This is a genomic window from Rhizobiales bacterium NRL2, assembly GCA_001664005.1.
In the GTDB taxonomy this organism is placed as follows: domain Bacteria; phylum Pseudomonadota; class Alphaproteobacteria; order Minwuiales; family Minwuiaceae; genus Minwuia.
Window position 1 is genome coordinate 792,646 of the sequence record CP016093.1, and the last position, 24,262, is coordinate 816,907.

General features: G+C 60.4%; 19 protein-coding genes and 2 pseudogenes. 18 read left to right on the plus strand and 3 right to left on the minus strand.

The features are described from left to right. The first annotated feature begins 4 nt into the window (after nt 1-4). The 9 genes from TEF_03715 to TEF_03755 all read left to right on the plus strand — a co-directional run bounded on the left by TEF_03715 (nt 5) and on the right by TEF_03755 (nt 8,085). Nucleotides 5-1,477: a hypothetical protein gene (locus TEF_03715; GenBank protein ANK79994.1), complete on the plus strand. Its 1,473-nt coding sequence runs from the start codon at nt 5-7 to the stop codon at nt 1,475-1,477. A gap of 288 nt (nt 1,478-1,765) precedes the next feature. Continuing rightward, on the plus strand, nt 1,766-3,049 hold the full coding sequence (locus TEF_03720) for a hypothetical protein (protein ANK79995.1): 1,284 nt from the start codon (nt 1,766-1,768) through the stop codon (nt 3,047-3,049). A 72-nt stretch (nt 3,050-3,121) separates the two neighbouring features. Then, nucleotides 3,122-3,319, plus strand: a complete 198-nt coding sequence (locus TEF_03725; GenBank protein ANK79996.1) for a transcriptional regulator — start codon at nt 3,122-3,124, stop codon at nt 3,317-3,319. Between the two features lie 91 nt (nt 3,320-3,410). Further along, nucleotides 3,411-3,674 carry a hypothetical protein gene (locus tag TEF_03730; protein ID ANK79997.1) on the plus strand — a complete coding sequence of 88 codons (264 nt, stop codon included), beginning with the start codon at nt 3,411-3,413 and terminating at the stop codon, nt 3,672-3,674. A 375-nt stretch (nt 3,675-4,049) separates the two neighbouring features. Then, nucleotides 4,050-4,580: a hypothetical protein gene (locus TEF_03735; protein ID ANK79998.1), complete on the plus strand. Its 531-nt coding sequence runs from the start codon at nt 4,050-4,052 to the stop codon at nt 4,578-4,580. Between the two features lie 425 nt (nt 4,581-5,005). Beyond that, a complete protein-coding gene (locus TEF_03740; GenBank protein ID ANK79999.1) occupies nt 5,006-5,461 on the plus strand; it encodes a hypothetical protein in 456 nt (151 codons plus the stop codon). A 297-nt stretch (nt 5,462-5,758) separates the two neighbouring features. After that, nucleotides 5,759-5,941 (plus strand): hypothetical protein, encoded by a 183-nt coding sequence (locus TEF_03745; protein ID ANK80000.1) that lies wholly within the window; start codon nt 5,759-5,761, stop codon nt 5,939-5,941. Between the two features lie 238 nt (nt 5,942-6,179). Beyond that, nucleotides 6,180-7,292, plus strand: coding sequence for a hypothetical protein (locus TEF_03750; protein ID ANK80001.1), 1,113 nt, complete (start codon nt 6,180-6,182; stop codon nt 7,290-7,292). A gap of 7 nt (nt 7,293-7,299) precedes the next feature. Then, entirely contained in the window at nt 7,300-8,085 is a 786-nt protein-coding gene (locus tag TEF_03755; protein ANK80002.1) for a hypothetical protein, read from the plus strand. A gap of 2 nt (nt 8,086-8,087) precedes the next feature. On the opposite strand, the gene TEF_03760 is transcribed toward TEF_03755, so the two are convergent. Then, nucleotides 8,088-8,600 (minus strand): transcriptional antiterminator, encoded by a 513-nt coding sequence (locus TEF_03760; GenBank protein ANK80003.1) that lies wholly within the window; start codon nt 8,598-8,600, stop codon nt 8,088-8,090. A gap of 342 nt (nt 8,601-8,942) precedes the next feature. Between TEF_03760 and TEF_03765 the strand changes: the two genes are divergently transcribed. The 8 genes from TEF_03765 (at nt 8,943) to TEF_03800 (ending at nt 19,589) form a co-directional block, all read left to right on the plus strand. Continuing rightward, on the plus strand, nt 8,943-9,317 hold the full coding sequence (locus TEF_03765) for a MarR family EPS-associated transcriptional regulator (GenBank protein ID ANK80004.1): 375 nt from the start codon (nt 8,943-8,945) through the stop codon (nt 9,315-9,317). 504 nt (nt 9,318-9,821) lie between these two features. After that, nucleotides 9,822-11,666, plus strand: coding sequence for a hypothetical protein (locus tag TEF_03770; protein ID ANK83259.1), 1,845 nt, complete (start codon nt 9,822-9,824; stop codon nt 11,664-11,666). Between the two features lie 84 nt (nt 11,667-11,750). Further along, nucleotides 11,751-12,749, plus strand: coding sequence for a UDP-N-acetylglucosamine 4,6-dehydratase (inverting) (locus TEF_03775; GenBank protein ID ANK80005.1), 999 nt, complete (start codon nt 11,751-11,753; stop codon nt 12,747-12,749). Beyond that, on the plus strand, nt 12,749-13,894 hold the full coding sequence (locus TEF_03780) for a UDP-4-amino-4,6-dideoxy-N-acetyl-beta-L-altrosamine transaminase (GenBank protein ID ANK80006.1): 1,146 nt from the start codon (nt 12,749-12,751) through the stop codon (nt 13,892-13,894). The genes TEF_03775 and TEF_03780 overlap by 1 nt, the downstream gene beginning before the upstream one ends. Then, complete coding sequence (locus TEF_03785; GenBank protein ID ANK80007.1) at nt 13,887-15,530, plus strand: hypothetical protein; 1,644 nt, start codon at nt 13,887-13,889, stop codon at nt 15,528-15,530. Before TEF_03780 ends, TEF_03785 begins: the two co-directional genes overlap by 8 nt. Nucleotides 15,531-16,623: 1,093 nt before the next feature. Next, nucleotides 16,624-17,370, plus strand: a complete 747-nt coding sequence (locus tag TEF_03790; protein ID ANK80008.1) for a UDP-2,4-diacetamido-2,4,6-trideoxy-beta-L-altropyranose hydrolase — start codon at nt 16,624-16,626, stop codon at nt 17,368-17,370. A 71-nt stretch (nt 17,371-17,441) separates the two neighbouring features. Then, complete coding sequence (locus TEF_03795) at nt 17,442-17,843, plus strand: hypothetical protein (protein ID ANK80009.1); 402 nt, start codon at nt 17,442-17,444, stop codon at nt 17,841-17,843. Between the two features lie 696 nt (nt 17,844-18,539). After that, nucleotides 18,540-19,589, plus strand: coding sequence for a pseudaminic acid synthase (locus TEF_03800; GenBank protein ANK83260.1), 1,050 nt, complete (start codon nt 18,540-18,542; stop codon nt 19,587-19,589). A gap of 1,071 nt (nt 19,590-20,660) precedes the next feature. On the opposite strand, the gene TEF_03805 is transcribed toward TEF_03800, so the two are convergent. Both TEF_03805 and TEF_03810 read right to left on the minus strand, forming a co-directional pair. Further along, nucleotides 20,661-21,461 carry a hypothetical protein gene (locus TEF_03805; GenBank protein ID ANK80010.1) on the minus strand — a complete coding sequence of 267 codons (801 nt, stop codon included), beginning with the start codon at nt 21,459-21,461 and terminating at the stop codon, nt 20,661-20,663. A gap of 1,208 nt (nt 21,462-22,669) precedes the next feature. Further along, nucleotides 22,670-23,779: pseudogene (locus tag TEF_03810) on the minus strand (DDE endonuclease). Between the two features lie 160 nt (nt 23,780-23,939). Between TEF_03810 and TEF_03815 the strand changes: the two are divergent. Beyond that, nucleotides 23,940-24,086, plus strand: a pseudogene (locus TEF_03815) (transposase). The last annotated feature ends 176 nt before the right edge of the window (nt 24,087-24,262 follow it).

Sequence of the window (24,262 nt, forward strand, 5' to 3'; positions counted from 1 at the left end):
GGGCGTGAGCGAGGAGACACGCGCCGACATCGGCATACTGGGCGCCGGCATATCCGGCGTGCTCATGGGCATGCTGTACCGCCGGGCGGGCATGGACGACTTCGTCATCCACGAGAAGCTGCCCGACTACGGCGGGACCTGGCTGCGCAACACCTATCCGGGGCTCTGCTGCGACGTGCCCTCGCACCTCTACAGCTACAGCTTCGAGCCCAACCCGGACTGGTCCCGGCTCTACGCCAGCCAGCCGGAGATCCAGCGCTATATCCGCGCCTGCGCCGAACGCCACGACCTGCCGGAGCGGACGCGCTTCCGCGCCGGCGTCGAGACCGCGTGCTTCGATGAAGATTCCGGAACCTGGCTGCTGGAGGATGCCGACGGTCGGCGCACGCGGCACCGGGTGCTGGTCGCCGCCACCGGCGGGCTGACCGCGCCGCGCTTCCCGAAGATCGCGGGCTATGACGACTTCGAAGGGGCGTTCTGGCATTCGGGCGGGTGGCGCGGCGACGTCGACCTGGCGGGCAAGCGTGTCGCCGTCGTCGGCAGCGCCGCCAGTGCCGTGCAGGTCGTGCCCGAGGTCGCCCGCCGCGCGGCCCGGCTCACGGTCTTCCAGCGCTCGCCCAACTGGATCGTGCCCCGCGGCAACCGCCTCTACACCACGGCGGAAAAGGCCGCCTTCCGCGACCGGGCGGCGTGGCGGCGGCACTGGCGGGAGCTGCACCGCCGCTCGCTGCTGCTGCACCGGGTCTTCCATCGCCGGCCGGATGCCCAGGCCGAGCTGCGCCGGCTCTGCCTGGAGCCCATGCGCGCGGCCATCGCCGACCCGGCGCTCCGCGAGGCGCTGACGCCCGATTACGAGCCCGGCTGCAAGCGCATCCTGTTCTCCGACGACTACTATTCGGCACTGGCCAGGGATCACGTCACCCTTGTCCCGCGCGGCGTGAAGCGCCTCTCGCGCAAGGGCGTGGTGGATGCGGCAGGCGAAGAGCATCCGGCCGACATCGTCATCTTCTGCACCGGCTACCGCCTCGGCGGGCGGGAGGACGGCAGCCCGGCGGTCGAAGTCTACGGCAGGGGCGGGCGGCGTCTCGCCGACGCCATCGGGGAGCGGCCCGAGGCCTGGCGCGGCGTCTCCACGCCCGGCTTCCCGAACCATTTCACCGTCTGCGGCATCAACGGGGTCGCGGCCTATACCTCCCTTTTCGCCTCGGCCGAGATCAACGGCGCCTATATCGTGCGCATGACCCGCCGGGCGCTGGAGACGCCGGGCGGCTGGATCGACATCGACCCGGACGCCACCGCGGCCTACGCCGCGGCGCTCCAGGCGCGGCTGCAGCAGATGAGCTGGGCCGGTGACTGCACCAATTTCTACAAGGACGCGAAGGGCCGGATCCTGTCCTTCTATCCCGGCACCCTGGGCGAGATGCGCCGCCGCGCGGAGACGGACGACGGCGGGAGTTATCGCGTGGCGGGCGGCTGAGGCGCCAGGCGCCGCCCCGAGATTCATCGATTTTCCGGATATCTGGTAGCGGGGGAGGGATTCGAACCCCCGACACGCGGATTATGATTCAAATTTTTCGCTGAATTTCGTTGAACATTCCGTCACCTGGGCGATCTCATAAGAGCTTAATATAAAAAACAAAAATGGAATAATGTGCTCATAGGTGAACATAAATGGATTTTGCAGAGCGGCCAATTTCTGTTACCTATACGTTACCTAAAGTGAGATATCCTAGTGTCGCCCCGATGCCCGAAGGAGCGCCAAGCGATGCCCAAGCGAAACCTCAATGCGGCAGTGGTCAAGCGCTTGAAGCCGCCGGCCAGCGGACAGGAAGATAATTTCGACAAGGGTTACCCCGGCCTCGCGCTACGGATCTCCTATGGGGGGCGGAAAACCTGGGTGTTCTTCTATCGTCTGCATGACAAGCAACGGCGGATGAAGCTCGGCAGCTGGCCCGCGATGTCGGTGGCAGAGGCGCGACAGGCTTGGCGGGATGCGCGAAACGAGGTGGAGGTCGGCAAGGATCCCGCCGCCGAGAAGCTTGAGGCCCGGCGCCGCGAGCCCGACACAGTCGAACGGGTGGGGGAGCAGTTCATCGAGAAGTGGCACCGGCCCCGAAACCGGACAGCCGATGAGGTCGCCCGGATGCTCGAACGCCATGTCTATCCGGTCATCGGTCACCGGGAGATCGGGGACATCGGGCGACGCGACATCCTCGACGTTCTCGACAAGGCGGAAGCGCGGGGTCTTTCCGTTGGCGTGAACAGGGTATTGGCGAATGTCCGGCGGCTGTTCGCATGGGCTGTCGAGCGGGGATTGATAGAAACCTCACCGGTGACCGGGGTCAAACCACCGGCGAAGGAGCAGGCGCGGGACCGAGTGCTGACGGACGATGAGCTACGCGCGTTTCTCGTGGCGTGCGACAAGGCTGGTCCCCCTTTCGGCGCGGTCTTCCGGCTATTGCTTCTCACCGGCCAACGACGTGACGAGGTCGTCTCGGCGGCCTGGTCGGAATTCGATCTGCGGGAGAAGCTATGGCGTCTGCCCGGCGAGCGGACCAAGAACGGCAAACCCCACGATGTGCCATTGAGCCAGGCAGCCGTCGAATTGATCGCCGAGCTTGAAAGCAAGGATCATTCGACCCTGCTGTTTCCGGCATGGTTCGTCCGTGACGATCAAAGCGAGGAGAAGGAGCGGCCGGTCTCCGGGTTCGGCCGCGCGAAAAACCGGGTCGACGCAGCAATGCTCGCAGAACTCCAGCGTATGGCGGAGAGACGTGGCGACGATCCGGCAAAAATCGCACTCATGCCCTGGCGCATTCACGATCTGAGACGCACAGCGGCCTCCGGCATGGCGCGCCTTGGCGTTGGCATTCATGTCGTCGAGAAGCTTCTGAACCATACAAGCGGAACATTCGGCGGCATCGTCGCCGTGTACCAGCGCCACGATTTCGCAGACGAGAAACGGGCCGCGGTGGAGGCCTGGGCCGATTTCATCGTGACCCTGAGTGGCAAGTCCACCGACGAGCTCGCGTCGCAAGCAGCGGATTGATACTATTTCCGCACCCGTGGGTATTGTCGTAACCAGGGGCATCGCGATGCTTCTCCATCAAGGAGCATCGTGATGAGGATACTGTCGAAGCGTCAGCTGAAGGAGCTGGTTCTGTACTCGCCGCAACACGTCGCGCGGCTGGAAAAGGCCGGGAAGTTCCCCAAGCGGGTCCAGATCGGCCCGAACAGAGTGGGATGGGTTGAGGACGAGGTGCTTGACTGGCTTCAGGATCGGCTGAACCGCCGGGACGAACCTGTCCGACACTCCTGAATGCAGGAGCAGGGCGGCCGGGCGTGCACAGCCCGGCCGTCCTTCATTTCTGGTGAAGGAGCGTCCGAGGTGCTGATGTCGGGGCGATCTCATGGAGGCGGCGCCGCAAGACGCGGGGCTGAAGGCGCCCCACCATGGGAACGGTACCGCAGAGACATTGGAGGACGCAGACGATCATTATCGCCCGCTCCAGGATTCCGGGCGCGTCATCGGCGGATTCCCAAAGATCGCGACGCTTTGCGGCAGCACCCCGAGTCATGCCTCGACCCGATCGCCTGTCCCGGCGAAGGCCACCCACCAGTCCGTCCTCGGCCATGGATTGATGTTGCGGAATCAGATGGCCCATTCTAGTTAACCAGTCTCAATTCCCTGGTCTGGATTGTGGGACGCCGACAGGCGCTTCGCGTCGTCGACTTCGCAACGCCACTGCTTCGGACGGGATGACGGCAAGACATCCCAACCTGTCGAAACACGAAGGTGGGCAGGATTCGGTGGGAAAGTACTGGATATTTCCGGGGAGGCCGCTGTGAAAAATAAGGGAAGACGACCCTATTCGGGCCTGCCGCATCTGGATCTGAATTCGTCTATTCTTTTGGCGCGCGGCGTCCTGCGGGAGAAAAATTCGGCACCGCCGCATGAGTTTGCAGAATTTCTGAATCAGGAGAGTTTCAATAGCGGGACGCGTCTCCGGATTGCCGGAACCAGACATTTTGGTCTCACGACAACCGCAATGAATTTGGTCAAGATCACGCCGCTTGGTCGGGCTCTCATTGAGAATGATGCGGATATCGAGAAACTGCAGACCGCTTTCCTGAATCCACCCCTGTTTCTGACCGCTGCTGCGCATTTCGTTGATACGCCCGTTCCGATCGACAACGCCGCGCTTGAAGAATATCTCATCCAGATTGGCGTGCGGCCGAGCATGGTGTCCCGCGCACGATATGTTTTCCTGAAATCCGCGCAACAGGCCGGTCTCATGAAGGCGCGGGGCGACAAACTGGCCTTTGTGGGTGAGGCTGCGGGTCTCCTGGACTTGGCGCCAGATCGGCAGTTCAACCCTGCAAAAATTGAGGCGCGCAAGAAATCGACCCAGTATTTCGACGCGACACTGAGCATGTTTCCCGGAACGGAAAATGTATCGATTGACAGATATTACGAGTGGCTCAGACTTGTTGTTGACGGCATAAATTTCCAGATTGCCGAAGACGATAACAGGCGGATCCAGGTGACGATTTCTCGCCCGGCGGCGCCAGAGTCGTAGGCCCGGGCGCGCTTGACCTTCAGGCCCTGCGCTCGGCGGCTTCGACGATACAGCCGGGGAAGGTGGTTGGGCAGGGATCGGACCCTGATCGTGCCATGAGGCTCACAATCCCGGATCACCATGCCGTTGCGGCCGATAAGTGGGTCGAACGACGACGTCGCGCAGCCCGGCGAGGAACCCGGGGCGCCGAACGGCCTGGAGCGTCGGGCACGATGGACTTGAAGGCCACGCGTACTTCAGATCAGCAGCGCCTCACTTGACGTGGGCGGCGCACGATGTCGATAAGAATGCCATGAGGGTACGAGGGCATTTGGCCGTTGCTTCGTCACAGGAGCGTTGGAGCTCGGTCACCTGGCGCTGGTCGTCTCGCCAGTCCCACGGCCGCAACCACCATTTTGCGTTGTGTCGCGAAGGAGACGTGATCCATGGCCAGAATATACGCGCGCACGAATTTTATCGCCCATGACATCACGCCCGGGAAACTCTACCCGGTTCGCGAGGACGACGACCACAAGTTCACAATCGTTGACGACTCCGGACGTGAACTGGCCTGCCATTGGCGCGGCTGTGCGCATCTTGGCCGCGAGGACTGGGAACGCGTCGAAACGGATGACCCGCGGGCCCGTGCATCCGTCGACGAGAAAGTCAGCAACCTCGCCATGTTTACCGACTTTGACCCGCAGATCGACGAGCTGAAGATGGTTGTCCGGGAGAATGCGGCGCGTGTTACTGAGCTGCAGCTGCTGAACCTCGATCTTCTGCATGCGCTGCGTCGGGCCCGAATGGCCCTCGGACCGTTTCACAACCACAAGGATCCGACCTTGCTGGCCGAGATCGATGCGGCGATAGCCGCAGCGGAGGACGCTGGTCCAGACCGCTGAGTGCCGGCCGCGTCAGGCGGCGTCTATCGGCGCTTCGCACCGCGCACCAGCCCGGCACCGCCGGCTGAGGCCGTCTTCGGCTCATATCAATGTTGCGCAACGGGGGGCCGTGGCAATTGAGCGGCGGCGGCGGGGTTGTCGTGGCGGTGCATGCCTGCTTGCAGCGCGATGGGCGGTGGCCTACCAGAGGGCAGGCGTATCCCGGCGCCCCGATGGGGGTCAACGGGTCGCGTACGCCATGCGTAATCTGGAAAGATGTGTCGGTCGACAGGGCTGGCCCGAAGAGGGAGCAAGTGCATGAACATCGAGGACATGGTCCTGAGCTACGACTTCGAAAGGGAAGCGTTCATGGTGCAGGGTCCGGACGGCGAGAAACCCATTGCGGCGGAGACCGCCTCGGCCCTTGCCCAGTTGCAGTCGCTGGAGATGATCCGGCGGGTGGCGAAGACGATGGAGCGGCTGGGCTTCGCGCTCGATTGAGGGGAGGCCAGGGCCTTGAGGTCAAGCCAGCGGCGCCATCATGAGGCGCACGGCATATCGCTCAGGCCAGAAGCGTGATCGACGCGCCTTTTCGTCCGGATGAAGACAAGAGTAGAACCGGTGTGCCGGCGCGCGGGAGCGGAAGCGGTTTTCGTCATCTGCATCTGCCTCATGCGAGGCGTGCGTGGCGCGCGTGGCATGTCGGCTGGGGCCGGATCGGGGCGGTTGGAGCACATCGATGCATGTCGTGATGACCGTGAATGCGGCCTGGAACATCTGGAATTTCCGCCGTGACCTGGTGGCTCAGCTCATGGCGGACGGGCACGATATCACGGTGGCGGCGCCGCCCGACGACAGTGTCGCCGACCTCGAGGCGCTGGGGTGCCGGTTCATTCCGTTGAAGATGAATGCTCAAAGTCTGAGCCCCGTCGAAGGGATGAAGCTCCGCGCCCAGTACAAGGATCTGTTCCGCACCCAACGCCCAGACATCGTGCTGAGCTATACCATCAAGAACAACATCTTCGGCGCCATGGCGGCCCGGACCTGCCGGGTGCCGTTCATTCCCAATGTCACGGGGCTGGGCACCGCCTTCCTTTCCGGCGGGATCCTCCAGTTCGTGGCGGAGGGTCTCTACCGCCAGGCGTTCGGCCAGCTGCCCGTCGTGTTCTTCCAGAACCGGGACGACCGGGACCTCTTTCTCGCCCGGGGGATTATCCGCGCGGATCAGGCCCGCCTGCTGCCCGGCTCCGGCATCGATCTCCGGCAGTTTGCGGCCGCAGCCTACGGGGACGACGCGGAAGCAACGATTTTCCTGATGATCGGCCGATTGCTGAAAGACAAGGGCGTCAGGGAGTTCGTTGATGCGGCACGCATGGTCCGCCGCCATCGGCCCGATGCGCAATTCCGGTTGCTCGGCGCCGTCGACGCGGCCAATCGAACCGCCATCGATCGCGGGACCGTGGCAGGCTGGGAGCGGGAAGGCGTTGTCGAATATCTGGGCGTGCATGACGATGTGCGCCCCGTTATCGCCGCCGCGCATTGTGTGGTCCTGCCCTCCTACCGCGAAGGGGCGCCCCGGACCCTGATCGAGGCCGCCGCGATGGCGCGTCCTCTGATCGCGACGGACGTGCCGGGCTGCCGGGATGTGGTCGATCACGGCAACACCGGATTTCTTTGCGAGCCAGGCGACGCCGCAAGCCTTGCCGCCGCCTGCCAGACATTCCTGTCCCTGCCGCGGGAGACGAGAGCAGCGATGGGGCGGGCGGGCCGGGCCAGGATGGCCGCGGCGTTCGATCAGACGATTGTCCAGGCGGCCTATCGCCAGGCGATCGCCGAACTGACCGCAGGATAGCAGGGCAATGGATACGGTCTTCTTTATCGCCTCGAAGCTGGTGGGTCTGCTGATCCGTGTCGACACGTGGGTCGTGCTGGCCCTGGCGCTTTTGGTGATCGCACTGTTCATGGAATGGCGCCGGTTGGCGAAGGTTCTGGCGGTCGGCACGTTCGCCGTACTGCTGGCTCTCTCGATCATGCCTCTCGGTGATCTGCTGCTTCGGCCGCTCGAGAGCGCCTATGCACCGGCGCCGCCGCTCGACCGGGTCGATGGCATCATCGTCCTGGGTGGCGGCGAGGACGCTGTCGCTTCCCGCTTCTGGGGCCAGGCGCAGGTGAATGAGGGCGGCGACCGGTATCTCACCGCTCTGTCGCTGGCGCAGCGTTTTCCCCGGGCGCGAATACTTTTCGCCGGCGGCAGCGGCCGGCTCCGCGATACGGCCGGCGGCGCCGTGGTAACGGAAGCCGATGTCGCAGAGGAGATCTTCCACGCCCAGGGCCTGGCGCGGGATCGCCTGCTGCTGGAGAGCCGCTCGCGCAACACGGCGGAAAATGCGCGCCTGAGCCATGCGCTGGCGCAGCCGGCGGCGGGCGAGGTCTGGGTGCTGGTCACCAGCGCCTTCCATATGCCCCGGGCGATGGAGAGTTTCCGGGCGGCCGGCTGGGAGGGGCTTGTCGCCTATCCGGTCGACTATCGCACGAGCGCCTTCGCCGACGGGCTCGAATGGGAACCGGCCGGCCATATCGAGACGCTCAACACGGCGATCAAGGCCTGGGTCGGCCTGATCGCCTATCGCCTCGCCGGCCGCTGAAATCAGGCGAGGCGGAGCTTGTCCGCGGCCACCGTCATGCGCGTCTTGCGCCCCATCAGATCGAGCAGGACGAAGACCCGGTTGTCGGGGGCCAGTTTCTCGACGGTGGCGACAAAGTCCGTGAAAGGGCCCCGGGCAATCCGCACCGCGTCCCCGGGCGCGAGCGTGCTCGGGGGCTGGAACTTGCCTTCTCTGTCGCAGCGCGCCATCAGGCCATCGACCAGCTCGGAAGGCACCGGCGCCGGGCTCCGCCCGAAACTGACCAGGCGGGCGACGCCGGTGGTCGAATTGACCTTGCGCCAGAGCCCGTGGTCGGGATCGAAGGCGATGAAGATGTAGCCCGGAAACAGCGGCCGCAGCAGGGTCAGGAACTTCCCCCGCTGGCGCCGGGTTTCTTCCTGCATGGGCAGGAAATAGCGGAAACCCTGGCGGTCCAGATTACGTTCGGCCAGTTTGTGGCCGTTCGGTTTCAGCTGCGCCAGGAACCAGCGCGACCCCTCTTCGGTGTCCGTCATGGAATGCCTCGATTCACGCTCACAGGGATCTGATACAGATTCCCGAGGCCCGGGAAAAGCCGATTGTTCAATCTTGAACGCATCGCGCTGGTACGTCGGATTACGCTTGCACTGGTCTTTCGTTGGCGCGCCGGGTGGTTGATGCTGCGGGGCCGGCACAGGGTGCCAAAAAGAAGTTCGCGGCGCTTGCGCTCGCTCACGGCGAATCGTATCGTTCATCTTCGAACGAATGCTGTTGCGTCATCGACCATTTTTGCGCGAGCCAGACCGTGATCGGCCGAGAGCCAGTCGCGGTGCGGTAGCCTGCGCGATGTCTCCGGCCGCTCTCGCGGGAGAGAGCTGATACCGGGCCGGCGGGACGATCTCCAGGAAGATGTGCACTTCCGTATTCTGAGACTCTTACAGGCCAATCCGGAGATGAGCCAGCGCGAGATGTCCGATGCCCTGGGCGTCAGCTTGGGCGGTGTGAACTACTGTCTCAAGGCGCTGCTCGACAAGGGGCTTGTGAAGCTCGGCAATTTCTCCGCGGCGCCCGACAAGCGCCGCTACGCCTATATCCTGACGCGCAAGGGCGTGCTCGAGAAGGCCCGGCTGACGCGGCGCTTCCTGAAGCGCAAGATGGCCGAATACGAGGCGCTGAAGGCCGAGATCGAGACTGTCAGGGCAGAGATGGATCCGGACGCCGAGCTGGCGCCGCAGCCCACACGGGACGCATGAGCGCTGCCGGGCCTTCAGGACTGCAACTTGCCACCGAGGTGTTACGTTATCGGGCATTTGGCAGTGGGGGCGCGGGTTTGCGGCGGATTCCAGAGACCTCGTCGCGGTCGTGGTGCATACGCGGTTGCGATTCCAAAGAACGCCGAAAGATCCTCCGACCACGATGGGGGCATCTACGGCAAGGGCGCGCTCGGCATTCTCGGACAGGCATGAGTGCTGACCTGGTATGAATTCAAGACGAGCATCACGGAGACCGTCGGGATTCCCGCGGATGCGTTCCATCTGCCTCTCGGGCTTGTCGTCTACCTCGCCGTGGCTTGGCCCTTGCGCCGTTTCCGATGGGGACCGGCCTGGGCGCTCCTGCCGGTGCTCCTTTTCCAGGGCCTCAACGAGGCGCTCGACGCGGGCGACTGGTGGCGTTGGACGGGATCGGTGTCATGGGCGGAGGCAGCGATGGACACCGTCGCGACGCTTGCTCTGCCGATCGCGGTTGCGGCGGTCTGGATGCATCGGCGTCGGGGGCGTCAATTGATCGACCTGGAAACCTGGAAAAAGGCATGGACGTTGCTCGATGAGCGCGAGCGCCGGAATGCCTGGATCGTGCTCGGGATTGTCATTGTGGCAGCACTGTCGTCGGCGGTGATGGTGGGGTCGATCATGCCGTTCCTGTCGGTCCTCGCCGAACCGGAGCGGATCCGCACGGTGCCGCCCCTTGCCTGGTTGCATGAAGCCGGTGGGTTTACGAGCGACTATCAATTCCTTGTGGCGCTCGGTTTCGCATCTTTTGTCGTGATCGTCCTGTCCAATCTGCTGCAGATAATCCGCACTTGGGCCGTTGCGCGATTTGCGCTGATGCGGATCTACACGCTGAGCCACCGACTTCTCGGTGTTTATCTGCGACAACCCTATGAATACTTCCTTGACCACCACTCCGGAGAGATGAGCACACAAATCCTTTCAGAAAGCCAGGAGGCTGTGACTCAGTTTTTTCGTCCGGCGGGGGAGGTTATCGCTGCGCTACTCACGGTTCTCGCGGTCGTCGCCGTCCTGCTCTGGGTCAACCCGGTCGTTGCCCTGATCGCATTTGCCGTGCTCGGGAGCCTTTACGGCGGTACGTTCTTTCTCTCGCGCCGGCTGATAGCACGCAAGGGCCGGGTCCGCGCGGCCGCCAATCGGGAGCGGTTTCGATTCGCTCATGAGGCGCTTGGTGGGGTGAAGGAGATCAAGCTTCTCGGTCGCGAGGCCGCTTATGTCGAGCGCTATCGCGCCCCTGCCCAGCGGATGGCCCGGGCCGTGGTGGCCGTGCAGGTGTTGGCCCAGGTGCCCCAATACGTCATGCAGGTGGTCGGGTTTGGCGGCGTCATTCTGCTCAGCCTTGTTCTCCTGGACCCTGCCGGCCTCGCCACTGGTGCGGCGCTCGGCGGTATACTACCGCTGTTGGGTGTTTTTGCCTTTGCGGGACAGCGTCTCCTGCCGGAACTCTCACGACTTTATGCAGGATTGACGCAGCTGAACGCAGGCGCCGCCGCTGTCGACGGGGTCTATCGTGACCTCGTCGGAAAGGCGTCGGGCGATCCGCTCCCGCGCCTACTGCCGGCGCCGCTGCGCCTCAGGCGCGAGTTCCGGTTGGAGCAAGTCAGCTATAGCTACCCTTCGGCCGATCACGCAGGCATCAGAGAGGTCTCGTTCTCGATCCACGCTGGTGAAAGGATCGGTATCGTCGGCACGACAGGCGCTGGAAAGACCACGCTCGCCGATCTTGTCCTCGGGCTCTTGCGCCCGCGTGAGGGGCGTCTCGTCTCAGACTGTGTGGAGGTCACCTCGGATAATCTCCGCGCCTGGCAACAGACGGTCGGCTACGTGCCGCAGAATATCTATCTGACAGACGCTAGCGTGGCGGAAAACATCGCAATGGGTATCGCCCCCGACGAGATTGACTATCAATGCCTGCGCCGTGCGGCGCAGATCGCTCAGATCGATCAGTTCATCATGGCTGAGTTGCCCCAAGGCTATGACTCGATCGTGGGCGAGCGCGGCGTGCGGCTCTCGGGTGGGCAGCGACAACGAATCGGGATTGCACGCGCCCTCTACCACGACGCCGATCTTATCGTCTTCGATGAGGCGACAAGTGCACTCGACAACCTGACCGAGCGCGAGCTCATGGCGTCGATCGATGCGTTGCCCGGGGACAAGACGATTATCATGATTGCGCATCGGCTCACTACAGTGAAGGTCTGTGACAGGATTGCGGTTCTCGAAAAGGGACGGTTGGTTGGTATCGGCGGTTGGGACGAATTGATGGATAACAACTCGTATTTTCGGAGTATTGCTATTGAAAAAACATCATGAAAAAGAAATTGATCAATAAAATGCAAGTCAAAAACAACAAGTCTATGAAATATGAGTTGAAATTTGCGTCATTGGCAAGCAAGTATGCTTGAAAACGCATCAATACTTATAACTGGCGGTACAGGTTCTTTCGGACACGCATTCATTCCTGCAATACTTGGGCGCGTTAATCCGAAAAAGCTGATTATTTTCTCGCGAGACGAGATGAAGCAGTGGGACATGGCGAAAAAATTTGGAGAGGATCCCCGGCTGCGCTTTTTCATTGGCGATGTCCGTGATCGCGAGCGGCTTTATCGCGCGCTGGTCGGGGTAGACTACGTTGTGCATGCCGCGGCAGCCAAGATCGTGCCTACTGCCGAGTACAACCCTTTTGAGTGCATCAAGACCAACGTGAATGGGGCGATGAACCTTATCGACGCCTCTATCGACAGGGGCGTGAAGCGTGTGGTTGCACTGTCGACAGACAAGGCGTCGAGTCCGGTCAACCTCTACGGCGCGTCGAAGCTTGCGTCCGACAAGCTATTCGTCGCCGGCAACTCCTATGCCGGCGAGCACGATACGCGCTTCGCCGTCGTTCGCTACGGCAACGTGATGGGCTCGCGTGGTTCGGTCATTCCGTTTTTCATGTCGATCCGTGACAAGGGCGTGCTGCCGATCACCGATACTCGCATGACCCGTTTCATGATCTCGCTGGAGGACGGGGTTGAGCTTGTCCTCCACGCCTTTGACGACATGGTCGGCGGCGAAATCTACGTGAAAAAGATCCCGTCCATGAAAGTGGTTGATATTGCCCGGGCTATCGCTCCCGATGCTCGCCACGAGGTGGTCGGTATCCGCCCCGGCGAGAAATTGCATGAACAAATGGTGGGGCTAGAGGACGCGCTTTACACCTACGAGTACGCTGAGCATTTCAAGATTCTCCCGGCTATCCATAATTGGTCGGCGGATCCGTTCCGGATCAAGGAAGGGCAGAAGGTGGCGGAAGATTTCACCTATGCCAGTGACAACAATCCCCGATGGATGAGCGAGGAAGCGCTCCGTGCCTGGATCGACGCGAACCGGGACAGGATCGGAGCGATCTGATGATCCCCTACGGTCGCCAGGATATCAGGCAGGATGATATTGACGCCGTGGTCGAGGTCCTACGGTCCGACTTCCTGACGCAGGGCCCGGCAGTGCCGGTATTCGAGGCGGCCGTGGCCGAGGCCGCGGGTGCGGCGCATGCGGTGGCGATGAACAGCGCCACCTCGGCGCTGCATGTCGCTTGTGCAGCGCTGGATCTCGGGCCTGGGGACCTCCTATGGACATCGCCGATCACTTTTGTCGCCTCGGCCAATTGTGCGCGCTATTGCGGCGCCGAGGTGGACTTCGTGGATATCGAGCCGGCGACGGGCAACATGTGCCCCGACCGGCTGGAAGAGAAGCTTGCCGCAGCGGACCGCGCCGGGCGACTGCCGAAGATCCTGGTACCGGTGCATCTTGCCGGGCAATCCTGCGACATGGCGCGGATCGGCGCACTGGCGCGGCGCTATGGCGTAGGCGTGATCGAGGACGCTTCGCACGCCATCGGTGGGCGTTACGGCGACGCCCCGGTGGGGTCCTGCCCCCACAGCGACATCGCGGTGTTCAGTTTCCACCCAGTCAAGATCGTCACCTCTGGCGAGGGCGGCGCTGCCGTGACGCAGGACACGAAGCTCTCCAAGCGGATGGCGCGGTTGCGCAGCCACGGCATCACCCGCGACCCGGAGGAGATGACGCACACGCCGGATGGCCCGTGGTATTACCAGCAGGTCGAGCTTGGCTGGAACTACAGGATGACGGATATCCAGGCCGCGCTTGGCCGCACACAGATGGAACGGCTGCATGACTATGTCGCGCGCCGCAACGCGCTGGCCGAGCGCTACGACGCTCTTCTAGCAGAGCTGCCGCTGACGCGCCCCGGCCGGGCGGATGGCGTGCTCTCGGCCTTCCATCTCTACGTGATCCGCGTGGACTCCGAGCGCCACCGGGCCGTATTCGAGGGGCTACGTGCCCGTGGGATCGGCGTGAACCTGCATTACATCCCCGTGCATCTGCAGCCCTATTACCGTGGCCTTGGCTTTGGCCCCGGCGATTTTCTGGCCGCCGAGGCCTACTATGCCCGCGCCATCTCAATTCCGTTGTACGCGGGGCTGAGCGAGGACGAGCAAGCGCGCGTGGTGTCAGCGTTGACCGATACCCTTGGCTGAGCCGCCCCTTGTCATCGTGCAGGCGCGCACCGGATCGCAGCGCCTGCCCGGCAAGGCGCTGCTTGATTTTCGCGGCATGCCGCTTGCCATCCTGGTGGCCCGCCGCGCGGCGAACCGGGGCGCGCGCGTCACCCTGGCCACATCGGACCAGCCCTCTGACGATGCGCTCTCGGCACTGGCGCGGCATCACGGAGTCAACTTGGTGCGCGGTCCGCTGGACAATGTCCTAGCGCGCTTCGTGCTGGCCATCAGCTCCGAGCCAGACAACGCGCCGGTCGTGCGCTTGACCGCAGACAACCTGTTGCCGGATGGCGGCCTGATCGCTGAGGTCGTTGCGCAGTTCGAGGCACGCGGGCTCGACTATATCACAAGCGGCCAAGCCGCCTCGGGCCTCCCCTATGGCTGCGCGGTCGAGGTCATGCGGGCCGGGCATCTGCGCCGTGCCGCGCAACAGGCGCGCACAGCATATGAGCAGGAGCATGTTACGCCATTCATCCGTCAGACATTCGGGACGAATGCCTTCACCGAGCACGCAGACCTTGGCTGTGCGAACCTCCGCGCCACGATTGATTGCCTGGACGATTTCGACGCGCTCTACCATGCAACACCGAGTGGGGTTGATCTGACGCAACTGCCTTGGCGCCGCTGGGTGATGGCACTGCGCCGCGCTGGAACGTCGCCGCGCAGCCGTCGCGCAGTGGGCGACATGGTGCTGGGAACTGCTCAGCTTGGCATGGCCTACGGGATCGCTAGCCGCAACACACCGGATGACGCCGAAAGCCTTGCCATGATGCGCCGCGCCATCACCGAAGGGGTGGATTGGATTGATACGGCGCGCGGCTACGGCAGGAGTGAGGCCCTGATCGGCAGGCTGCGCCGCAGTGGATGGGACGGGCGGATGCGCATCGTCACGAAACTGTCGGCGCTTGCCGACGTCCCGCGGGAAGCCGACCCTAAATTCGTACGCGCGCTGGCAGAGAACAGCCTGCTGCGCTCTTGCCTCGCGCTGGACACGGACAATCTTGATTGCGTCCTTCTGCACCGCGCGGGGCATCTTCACCAGTGGAACGGGGCGGCATTCGACAGCCTGCGGCAATGGCAGGACGCCGGACAGATCGGCACAATCGGCATTTCCGTCCAGTCACCGGAAGAACTGGAAATGGCGTTGAGCCGCAACGAGATTGGGCATGTGCAACTGCCCTGCAACATTCTTGACCATCGCTGGGATATGATAGCCGATAGCCTTCGCGCTGCCCGCAGCCGGCGCAAGTTGGTGGTTCACGTGCGCAGTGCCCTGCTGCAAGGGCTGCTGAGCACCGTCGACCCAGCGCTCTGGGCTCGCGCGCATGTTGATGATCCACATCCGGTGTCCGACTGGCTTTCGCGGCAAGCGGCCATACTGGGGCGCACAGGCGTCGTCGACCTTTGCCTTGCCTGGGCACGGGGGCTTGACTGGGCAGATGGCGTGGTCGTGGGCTGCGACAGTCTCGCGCAGCTCAAGAATACGGTGGAGCTGTTCAATCAGCCAGCCCTTAAACGTCAGGAAATAGATGCCTTAAGCTTGACTCGTCCGTTTCTTGATACAAGAAGCCTCGATCCCGCTCGATGGGCTGCCAAGCAAAGACCCGCGACATGAGTACACTAACCGGACGCGTTGCCCTAGTGACTGGCGCGACGGGCCATTTGGGGCAGGCCATGTGTCAAGCTCTAGCTGAATCTGGCGCGCATGTGATCGTCAATGCGCGCAGGTCTTCGCCCTGTGAGACTTTTGTTAACCGCCTAACATCGCAGGGGTATTCGGCCGAAGCGGCAGTCTTCAATGTACAAGATCCTGAGGCTATCGCTGCATTCATAGCGAACCGTGGCATTGATACTCCTCTGGACATACTTGTAAACAATGCTTCAAGTGGTCGCGGTGGTACTATTGACACCTCGACTGACTCCGACTACGTCAATTCTTATGATATCGTCGTGATCGCGGCGCACCGGCTGATCACGGCCCTGTTGCCCGCTCTCCGCGCAGCCCGCAGGCAGCAGGGCGATGCCGCGATCGTCAATATCGCGTCAATGTATGGGCTGGTTAGTCCGGATCTCCGAAATTATGATAGTGTAGAGGCTAGTAACCCTCCATTCTACGGCGCGGCCAAAGCAGCGCTGATCCAACTCACTCGTTATGTAGCCTGTCAATATGCGAGCGAGGGGATACGATGCAATGCCATAGTACCAGGTCCGTTTCCTGGGCCAGTAGCTCAACGTGACCTGCCTGAGATGGTAGCGCGCTTAGTCATGCGCGTCCCCTTGGGACGAATAGGTCAGCCTCAAGAGATTGGGGGGCCAGTCGTCTTTCTAGCCTCACCTGCCGCATCATTTGTAACCGGAGCGGTGGTACCGGTCGATGGAGGCTGGACCGCATGGTGATACCCCAAAGCATAGTCTTTCGCACCGATGCTTCAATTGAGATCGGCAGCGGGCATGTCTTGCGCTGTTTGACCCTTGCACACTCTTTAAAGGAACGTGGTGCCCGGTGCCGCTTCGTCACGCGAGCGCTGCCTAGGAACCTTGCGCAGCGTTTAGTTGACGAGGGGTTTGATGTTACGCTGTTACCTGAACCGTCAAACGAGCCACCGGCCGGCCCGCCGAACCACGCGCCTTGGGCCGGCGTGAGTTGGGACGAGGATGCCGCGCAAACGCGGTTGGCGCTGGCGGATGACACGCCAGATTGGCTAGTAATGGACCATTACGCCTTTGACAGGCGCTGGCAGCGGGCGGCGCGGCCGGCGGGCACGAGGCTGATGGTGATCGACGATCTGGCTGACCGGCCGCATGAATGCGATTTGCTTCTCGATCAGAATCTCGGTCGTGAATTGGGCGATTATAACGGTTTAGTGCCGGATCACTGCATTTGCCTTGTCGGACCGCGATATGTGCTGCTACGGCCCGAATTCGTCGTGGCACGGCCACATGCCCTTGCTAGGCGAGCTGAGCAGGCGTTGCGTCAACTGCTCATCACAATGGGTGGGGTCGACAGGACTGATGCAACATCCTTCGTGCTGCGCGCGCTGCGAGAGGCGCCGCTGCCCGAGGATCTGCGCATCAGCGTCGTCATGGGTTCGGCGGCGCCGGCACTGCAGCGAGTGCGGCTGCTGGCGCAAGACATGCCCTGGCCAACGGAAGTGGCGGTCGATGTGACCGACATGGCCGCACGCATGGCGGCGGCTGACCTATGCATTAGTGCTGGCGGGGGCACCACATGGGAGCGGCTGTTCCTCCAACTGCCTAGCTTTGTCACTTCGATAGCCGAGAACCAGGAGGACTATCTGAGGTTTCTTGAACGCAGGAATTTGGTGGCGTATTTCCAGAGGTCCACCGAACTGATTGACCTAATCGCGACCGGCGCATTCAGAAAGCTGTCGTTGGATGCCGGCGTCGAATACGGCACGCCAAACGTCGTGGAACGGCTGTGCAGGTTCAACTGAGACGGCCTTGCCCGCTCGACGTGCGGCGGACGTATCGCTGGCTGTGCAATAGGGCTCTGCGCGACGACTTTATGATGCTGGATGCGCCCGAAATCAGAGTTCACATGCGCTACTGGCGATTGGTATTGGAGCAGAAATCGAAAGACCGGTTCTTCTCGATAGATGCCGACAGGGCCCATGTAGGCAATTGCGGGATTAAGAACATTAAGGAAAGCGGCCGTGGCGAAGTCTGGATCTATCTTGGCGATCACTCGGTGCGGGGGCAGGGTATCGGCAGGCTTGCCATGGCAGGCCTAAAACAAAAGGCACGCTCCATGCAGCTTTCGGAACTGATTCTGCATGTCCGGACCGACAACGCGGCGGCAAACCGCCTTTACAGGCAGGAAGGGTTCGTTGTGGCTGAAATCGGTCCGGCCGGATCCTTCGGGTTTGGGGTGGACGCAGAAGTTTGCCTGATGAGGACAAGCCTATGAAAACCGCCATCATGCAGCCGACATATCTGCCATGGGCCGGTTATTTCTCGCTCATTGATAGCGTTGATTGCTTAGTGTTTCTTGACGATGTCCAAGTCGAGCGCCAGTCGTGGCAGACAAGGAACCGAATATGCCTTGATGGGCATGAACAAATGTTGTCGGTACCGGTCCGAAAAACCGGTCTTCAGACAAAAATAAAGGACGCTTGTGTCGATGATTCGACGCGCTGGCGAAAGAAGCATCAGAAAACCCTGCGTCAAGCCTATGGTGCCACGAGTTTTGGGAAGCTAGTACTGAAGCCGATCGATGTTATTCTCAACGACCATCTCCAAGTAAGGCTCGCTGACATCAACATTGACATCATTACCGGTATATCGGAGATACTTGGCCTTTCTACGAAATTTTTACGCGCGTCGAATCTCAAATGCGTGGGCAATAGGTCCCGTCACCTAATAGCGATTTGTCAGACCATCGGCGCCACTAGCTATATCTCGCCCGAAGGTTCCCGTCAGTATCTCGAGGAAGACGGATTCACGGACCGGTTGGGTGAAATCCCCATGCATTTTCACCGATTCTTGCCCGGACCTTATCCACAAATTAATTGTAGAAATTTCATCCCCTATTTAGCAACCGTGGACGTAATCGCGAACCTCGGGCCCGATGCAGCTCGAAACTATTTGCAGGAGAATGCGGAACATGTCTGAGATCAGCATCGCTGGGCGCGCCATAGGTCCCGACCATCCCCCCTATGTGGTTGCCGAATTGTCTGCGAATCACAATGGGGATCTCGAACAAGCATTGCGCATAATCGACGCTGCACAGGCGGCGGGCGCAAATGCGGTTAAGATCCAGACCTATCGCCCCGATACTATCACGCTGAAGTCAGACGGCCCAGATTTCCAGATCACCGAGGGTCTCTGGGCCGGGCGGACGCTATACGAACTGTATGAATGGGCGCATACGCCCTGGGAATGGCACAAAACGCTGTTCGCCCATGCTGCCAAACGCGGAATCACGATGTTTTCCTCGCCCTTCGACGCAACCGCCGTAAATTTACTACAGAGTCTGGGCGCGCCAGCATATAAGATCGCCAGTTTCGAAGCTATCGATCTACCGCTCATCCGCTATGTCGCCGCAACCGGCATGCCAATGATCATTTCGACCGGCATAGCTGATCTAAAAGAGACCACCGAGGCAGTCGAGGCGGCACGCGATGGCGGTTGCACGGACCTAGCGTTGTTGCATTGCGTTTCGGGCTACCCGGCCCCGGCATCCGATTACAATTTGGTCACGCTTGCAGACATGGCGGCACGGTTCGGCGTGCCGGTGGGTCTCTCAGACCACACTCTGGACAACACCACGGCGATCGCAAGTGTGGCTCTGGGGGCGTGCATGATCGAGAAACACATGACGCTAGATCGTTCCGGCGGAGGTCCCGATGACAGTTTCTCGCTGGAACCAGCTGAGTTTGCCGAGCTTTGCAGGGGTGCGCGTGTTGCGTGGGAAGCGGTCGGAAGGGTCGATTATGGGCGGAAATCAAGCGAAATCGGGAATGCAAAGTACCGCCGCTCGTTATACTTCGTCAGGGACATTAAGGCTGGTCAGGTGATCACCGCGGATTGCGTAAGAAGTGTACGCCCCGGGTTCGGGCTGGCACCAAAGCACCTGCCTTCAATTCTGGGCAGGCGCGTACGCGAAGATGTGCACGCCGGCACACCTGTATCCGAAACGGTGATAGAAAGATAGGCGCGAACGGCGACTATGTGTTTCATTGTTGCATATGGTTGAACTTCGAGCGGCACGCGAGGCATTGTTTAGCTATGCTTATGAAAGAGACTCGTAATGCTTTTCCGGACTAATGACCCGACGCATATACGTGCGACAGACCGGCCCCGCCATCAGCTGAACTCAGCGTCTTCTATGGCGCTGGTGTCGAAAATACGGAGAGGGAAGCGTGGCCGATACCTGTAGAAATGTAGCGTCTTTGCCCATCATCGCATTTGTGGGCTCGCCTATTCAGTATGCTAGCTTTGCTGCGTCGAGCCATTTCAAGAAGAGGCGGTTGATAGTGGGGCACCGTGGCATGCCCGGCGATATTTCATTCAGCAATCCGATTTTGAACGACGTAAAGTTCATTGCTCAGCTTGACGACGTGATCGGAGGTAAAGATACAGAAGTGTTTCTTCCGAACGCTATCAATTCTTTATTCCTTGCCTGCATGGCCCATCGGCGGATCAAGAGGGTGTCCTATCTTGATGAAGGACACCTAATGACAAGATATTTGGAGGCGCATTATAAAAAAAAATTGAATCCAATCACCCCAGTCATGGTGAAGCTTTTCTACGTCGCGATGCTTCTACCGGGCGGCTTGCGCACGGCCATGCTCAAAGCGCTTTCTGATCTACACAAGTGGACGTTTTTTAAGCGATGGAGTAGGGACTTTGAACAATACGAGTATCAGGTAATAGATAGACGTTTTAAAGGTGGAGTGATCCTAAGCCATTTGAAGATTGATACGCCAGTTCAAGATGTAGAGTTTGTGGACATCCTGAAGGACGTGGAAAAATGCTCTCGTTACGATGATGCAGTATGCATAATGATTCATCCTAATGCCGTCTCAAGCGAGGAGAACGTTTCAAGAATAGTCGAAAAAATGGTGTCATTAAATCACACGAATTGTACCATCCTTTTGAGGCCCCACCCCTTGTTCGGAATGTATCAAGAAAAACTCAAGGAATTCTGCAAGCATCTCGACAAACGTGAAATTCGCTGGGAGTTCGCTGAGCTTAGCAGCAAACAGGAAACCGCGGTTGAACTTTATGCGCTCGGTGTGCGCGTTTTTGTTCTGACCAGCGAGACCACAATAGGTAGGACCGTGTCGGACAACCCAGGATTTTTCAAAGATTTGACTATCATTAGAGTCTGACGTAGGCAAGCAATGCGCCGCTTGTAGCCGAACGCGGGCACCAGAACCTCCGGGACCCTGGGCCGCCCGTCCTCCAGGCAGCGCACCTTTCCGCGCTTCTTTTTCCAGCGGGCGTCGCGGTCCTTCTGGGCGAGCCTGGCGGGGTTGTCCTTCCAGCCCTCGGGTACGCGCCTATCCTTGAGCGCGTCCTTCTTCTCGTCGGTATTGCGCTGCTTTGGCGCTGAGACGATAGAGGCGTCCACGATCTGGCCCGACATCGCCAGGTAGCCATGGTCGCGCAGGTGAGCATCGAATCGGTCGAACAAGGACTCCACCGCCCTGGCGCGGACCAGAAGCTCACGGATCAGCCAGATCGCCCTGGCGTCGGGAATCCGGTCGTGCAGCTCCAGGCAGAGGAAGCGCAGGAACAATAGCCGGTCGCGGACCTGAAACTCTGTCTGGTCGTCCGACAGGTTGTAGAGCGCTTGGAGAACCAGGATCTTGAACATCAGCATCGAACCGTAGGGAGGACGGCCGCCCCTAGCCCGATCCGAGCGCCGCAGTGCACGAAGCGTCGACGCGCGGAAAACCTCGAAGTCCACCAACTCGCCGAGCCGAAGGCGCGGATCCCCTGCCGCCGACAACGCCGCATAACGTTTATCAAGATCGAAAAACCCCGGCTGTCCCGCCATCGCAACCTCACTCGTCGCCATCACCGAAGTAAAAAATTACCCGAGGAGAGCGAGGTTTTTCGAGGCGTCCTTTTGCCTGCGAGGGTTGCCAAACAAATTGAGACGTCTGGCTCCCCCTACCCCACCATGCGGCGACCCGGCGTCGATCGCGGAGAGAAGTGCGTGACCCGCGGACGATGCGATCGAAGATCGAAGCGACAGGAACAACTTGGCCGCAACATTTCCAATCAGAGAGAGCTATCAGGCAAGAAACCCAATCTTTCGTTGCGGTCCTAACGTAATTTTTCATTGCCCGTTCATATAAGGCAAAAATGAGATTACTTACGATCCAAATACTTGCAAGTCTGGAATGGCTTGATTCTAGTTAGTCTTGTAAAAAAAAACAAATTCGTGACGCATCTGAAATCATAGGGAAAGGAGTTGCAAAAATAAAAAGTCTACGAGGAAGCCGTTGAGTACTTTGATGGAGGAGAAAGACAGATGATAAAGAACTTTGCCAAAAAAATTATTCCAATGAGGTCCCGGAGGTTTATACGGCGGCTTGAAAAACGGATATTTGGACTAGATTATAAGTATAAAAATATGAGTAACGAGCATCTATTTGATAGTATTTATTTAAACCACATTTGGGGTACCGGCCAAGAGGGAAATGGAATAAGTGGAAGTGGGTCGCACGAGCAGTATATTGTTGGTCCCTATGTTAATGCTGTTAGAGAAATATTGCGGGAGAATAAAATTGAAACTATAGTGGATCTGGGTTGCGGCGACTTTAATGTAGGGTCCCAATTTGTAGACTGCTGTGTGAATTATGTTGCTTGCGATATTTCAAAAACAATTATTGAAATAAATAAAAAAAGATTTAATTCGAAAAAAGTGGAGTTTAGACAATTAGATTTAACAATGGATAAACTGCCGTCCGGCGAAATTGGCATTCTGCGTCAAGTGTTACAACATCTATCGAACGCTGATATTAAAAGATTTGTTGCTAGACTTAATCAAGAGCAGAATTTCAAATATTTACTTGTCACTGAACACCTTCCGGATATCGCTCAATTTGAACCGAATCTTGATAAACGGTCTGGGCCTAATATTCGAATAGACATAAAGAGCGGCGTGATTTTACATGAACCCCCTTTTTTGCTGAGATGTAAAAGCGCTCAGGAAATATTATTAGTAAGGAAAGATGTTAATAATATTCCTGCAGTGATAAAAACAACTTTCTATAAATTCTAGTGGATTGACGCCAACGCTTGGAACCCTCGGGAACGCGCGGCAATGATGGGGTCGGGGTCGGCTCGCCGGACGAGGGGCTTCGGGCTCTGGTTGCGCTCGACGACGAAACGGTTGAAGGCGGCCTGCAGCTCGGCGACGGAGCAGAAGGCGCCGTTTTTCTGGCGTTGCCGGGACAGCTTGGCGAAGAAGCCCTCCACGGCGTTCAGCCAGGAGCTGGACGCCGGCGTGAAGTGAAGGGTCCAGCGCGGGTGTCGGTTGAGCCAAGCGCGGACCTTCGCATACTTGTGAGCGGCCCACGGGGCCGGCCGGAGGCCGGCCCGAGGACAGGCTCCGTTGTCGAGGATCACGTGCACCACCTTCCCGGTCGGGATGTCGCGCTCAAGGGCGTTTAGGATGCGGATGAACTTCTGGTGGCGTTGGCGCTGCACGTTCCTCCGGAAGACCTCGCCGGTGAGAACTCCGGATTGGGTCCGGGGCAAGCTGTTGAGAGCCGCGAAGAGCGTGGTCGTGCCGTGGCGCTTGTAGTCGTGCGTCATGGTCGCCCCCGCGGCCCTTCTTGAGCGGCAGGCCGGGCTGCGTGCGGTCGAGCGCTTGGATCTGGGACTTCTCGTCCCCCCTGAGCACGACGGCATGCGCGGGCGGCACGATGTAGAGCCCGACCACAGCGTGCCGCTTGTCGGCGAAGGCGGGATGTTTAGATAGCTTGAAGCGCCGCCAGCGATGCGGCGTGAGTCCGTGCGCCTTCCAGATCTTCTGCACCGTCGAGACGGCGAGGCCGGCGGTCTTCGCGGTGGCCCGCCCCGTCCAGTGCGTCGCCTCGCGCGGCGGCGGCTTCAGCGTCATTTCGACAACCCTCGCGGCATGCGCGTCAGGAGCCGGCGCGTTGCCGGGCGGCCGGGTCCTGTCGCGCAGCAGGCCGTCCACGCCTTCGGCCAGCGCCAGACCGTCGTCTTCGCCGTGCCGGTCGCAGCCATGATCGCGTTTGTGCCGAAACCGTCCGCGCTCAGCAGAACGATCCGGGAACGCCAGACGTGCTTCTGCGGCGCGTTGCGGTCCGCTGCGATGGCCTCCAGCTTGCGCCGCCCGCTCGCGAACCTCCGTCGGATACCGTGTCGATTATGTTCGCATAACAGCTCCTTCTTCTTACAAGTTGGAGCCTCCGGGAAACTCGGCGCGGTTCACCCGATGGTCCTGATGATCATGTGTTTCTCTCGTGTCTCCAGCATCCAAATCGTGTGCGGGGGAGGAAGAGGCGTCCATCCCATCAAGTGGAAGGCGAAGTACGGCGGCCTGGACGTGTCTGAAGCCCGGCGGCTGAAGACGCCGGAGAGCGACAACGTCCGGCTGAAGAAGTTGCTGGTCGACACGATGCTGGACAACGCCGTACTGAAGAATCTGTTGGGAAAGCCCTGACGACGTCGGCGGAGCGGCGGGATGCGGCACTGCGAGCAATGAACGGGCACGGCATTTCTCAGCGGCGCGCCTGTCGCTTGACCGGCGTCGATCCGAAGACGGTGCGGTGTGAGCACGAGGCAGATCACCCGGAGATCCGTTCGCGGATGCGCGCAATTGCGGCCGAGCGTCGTCGT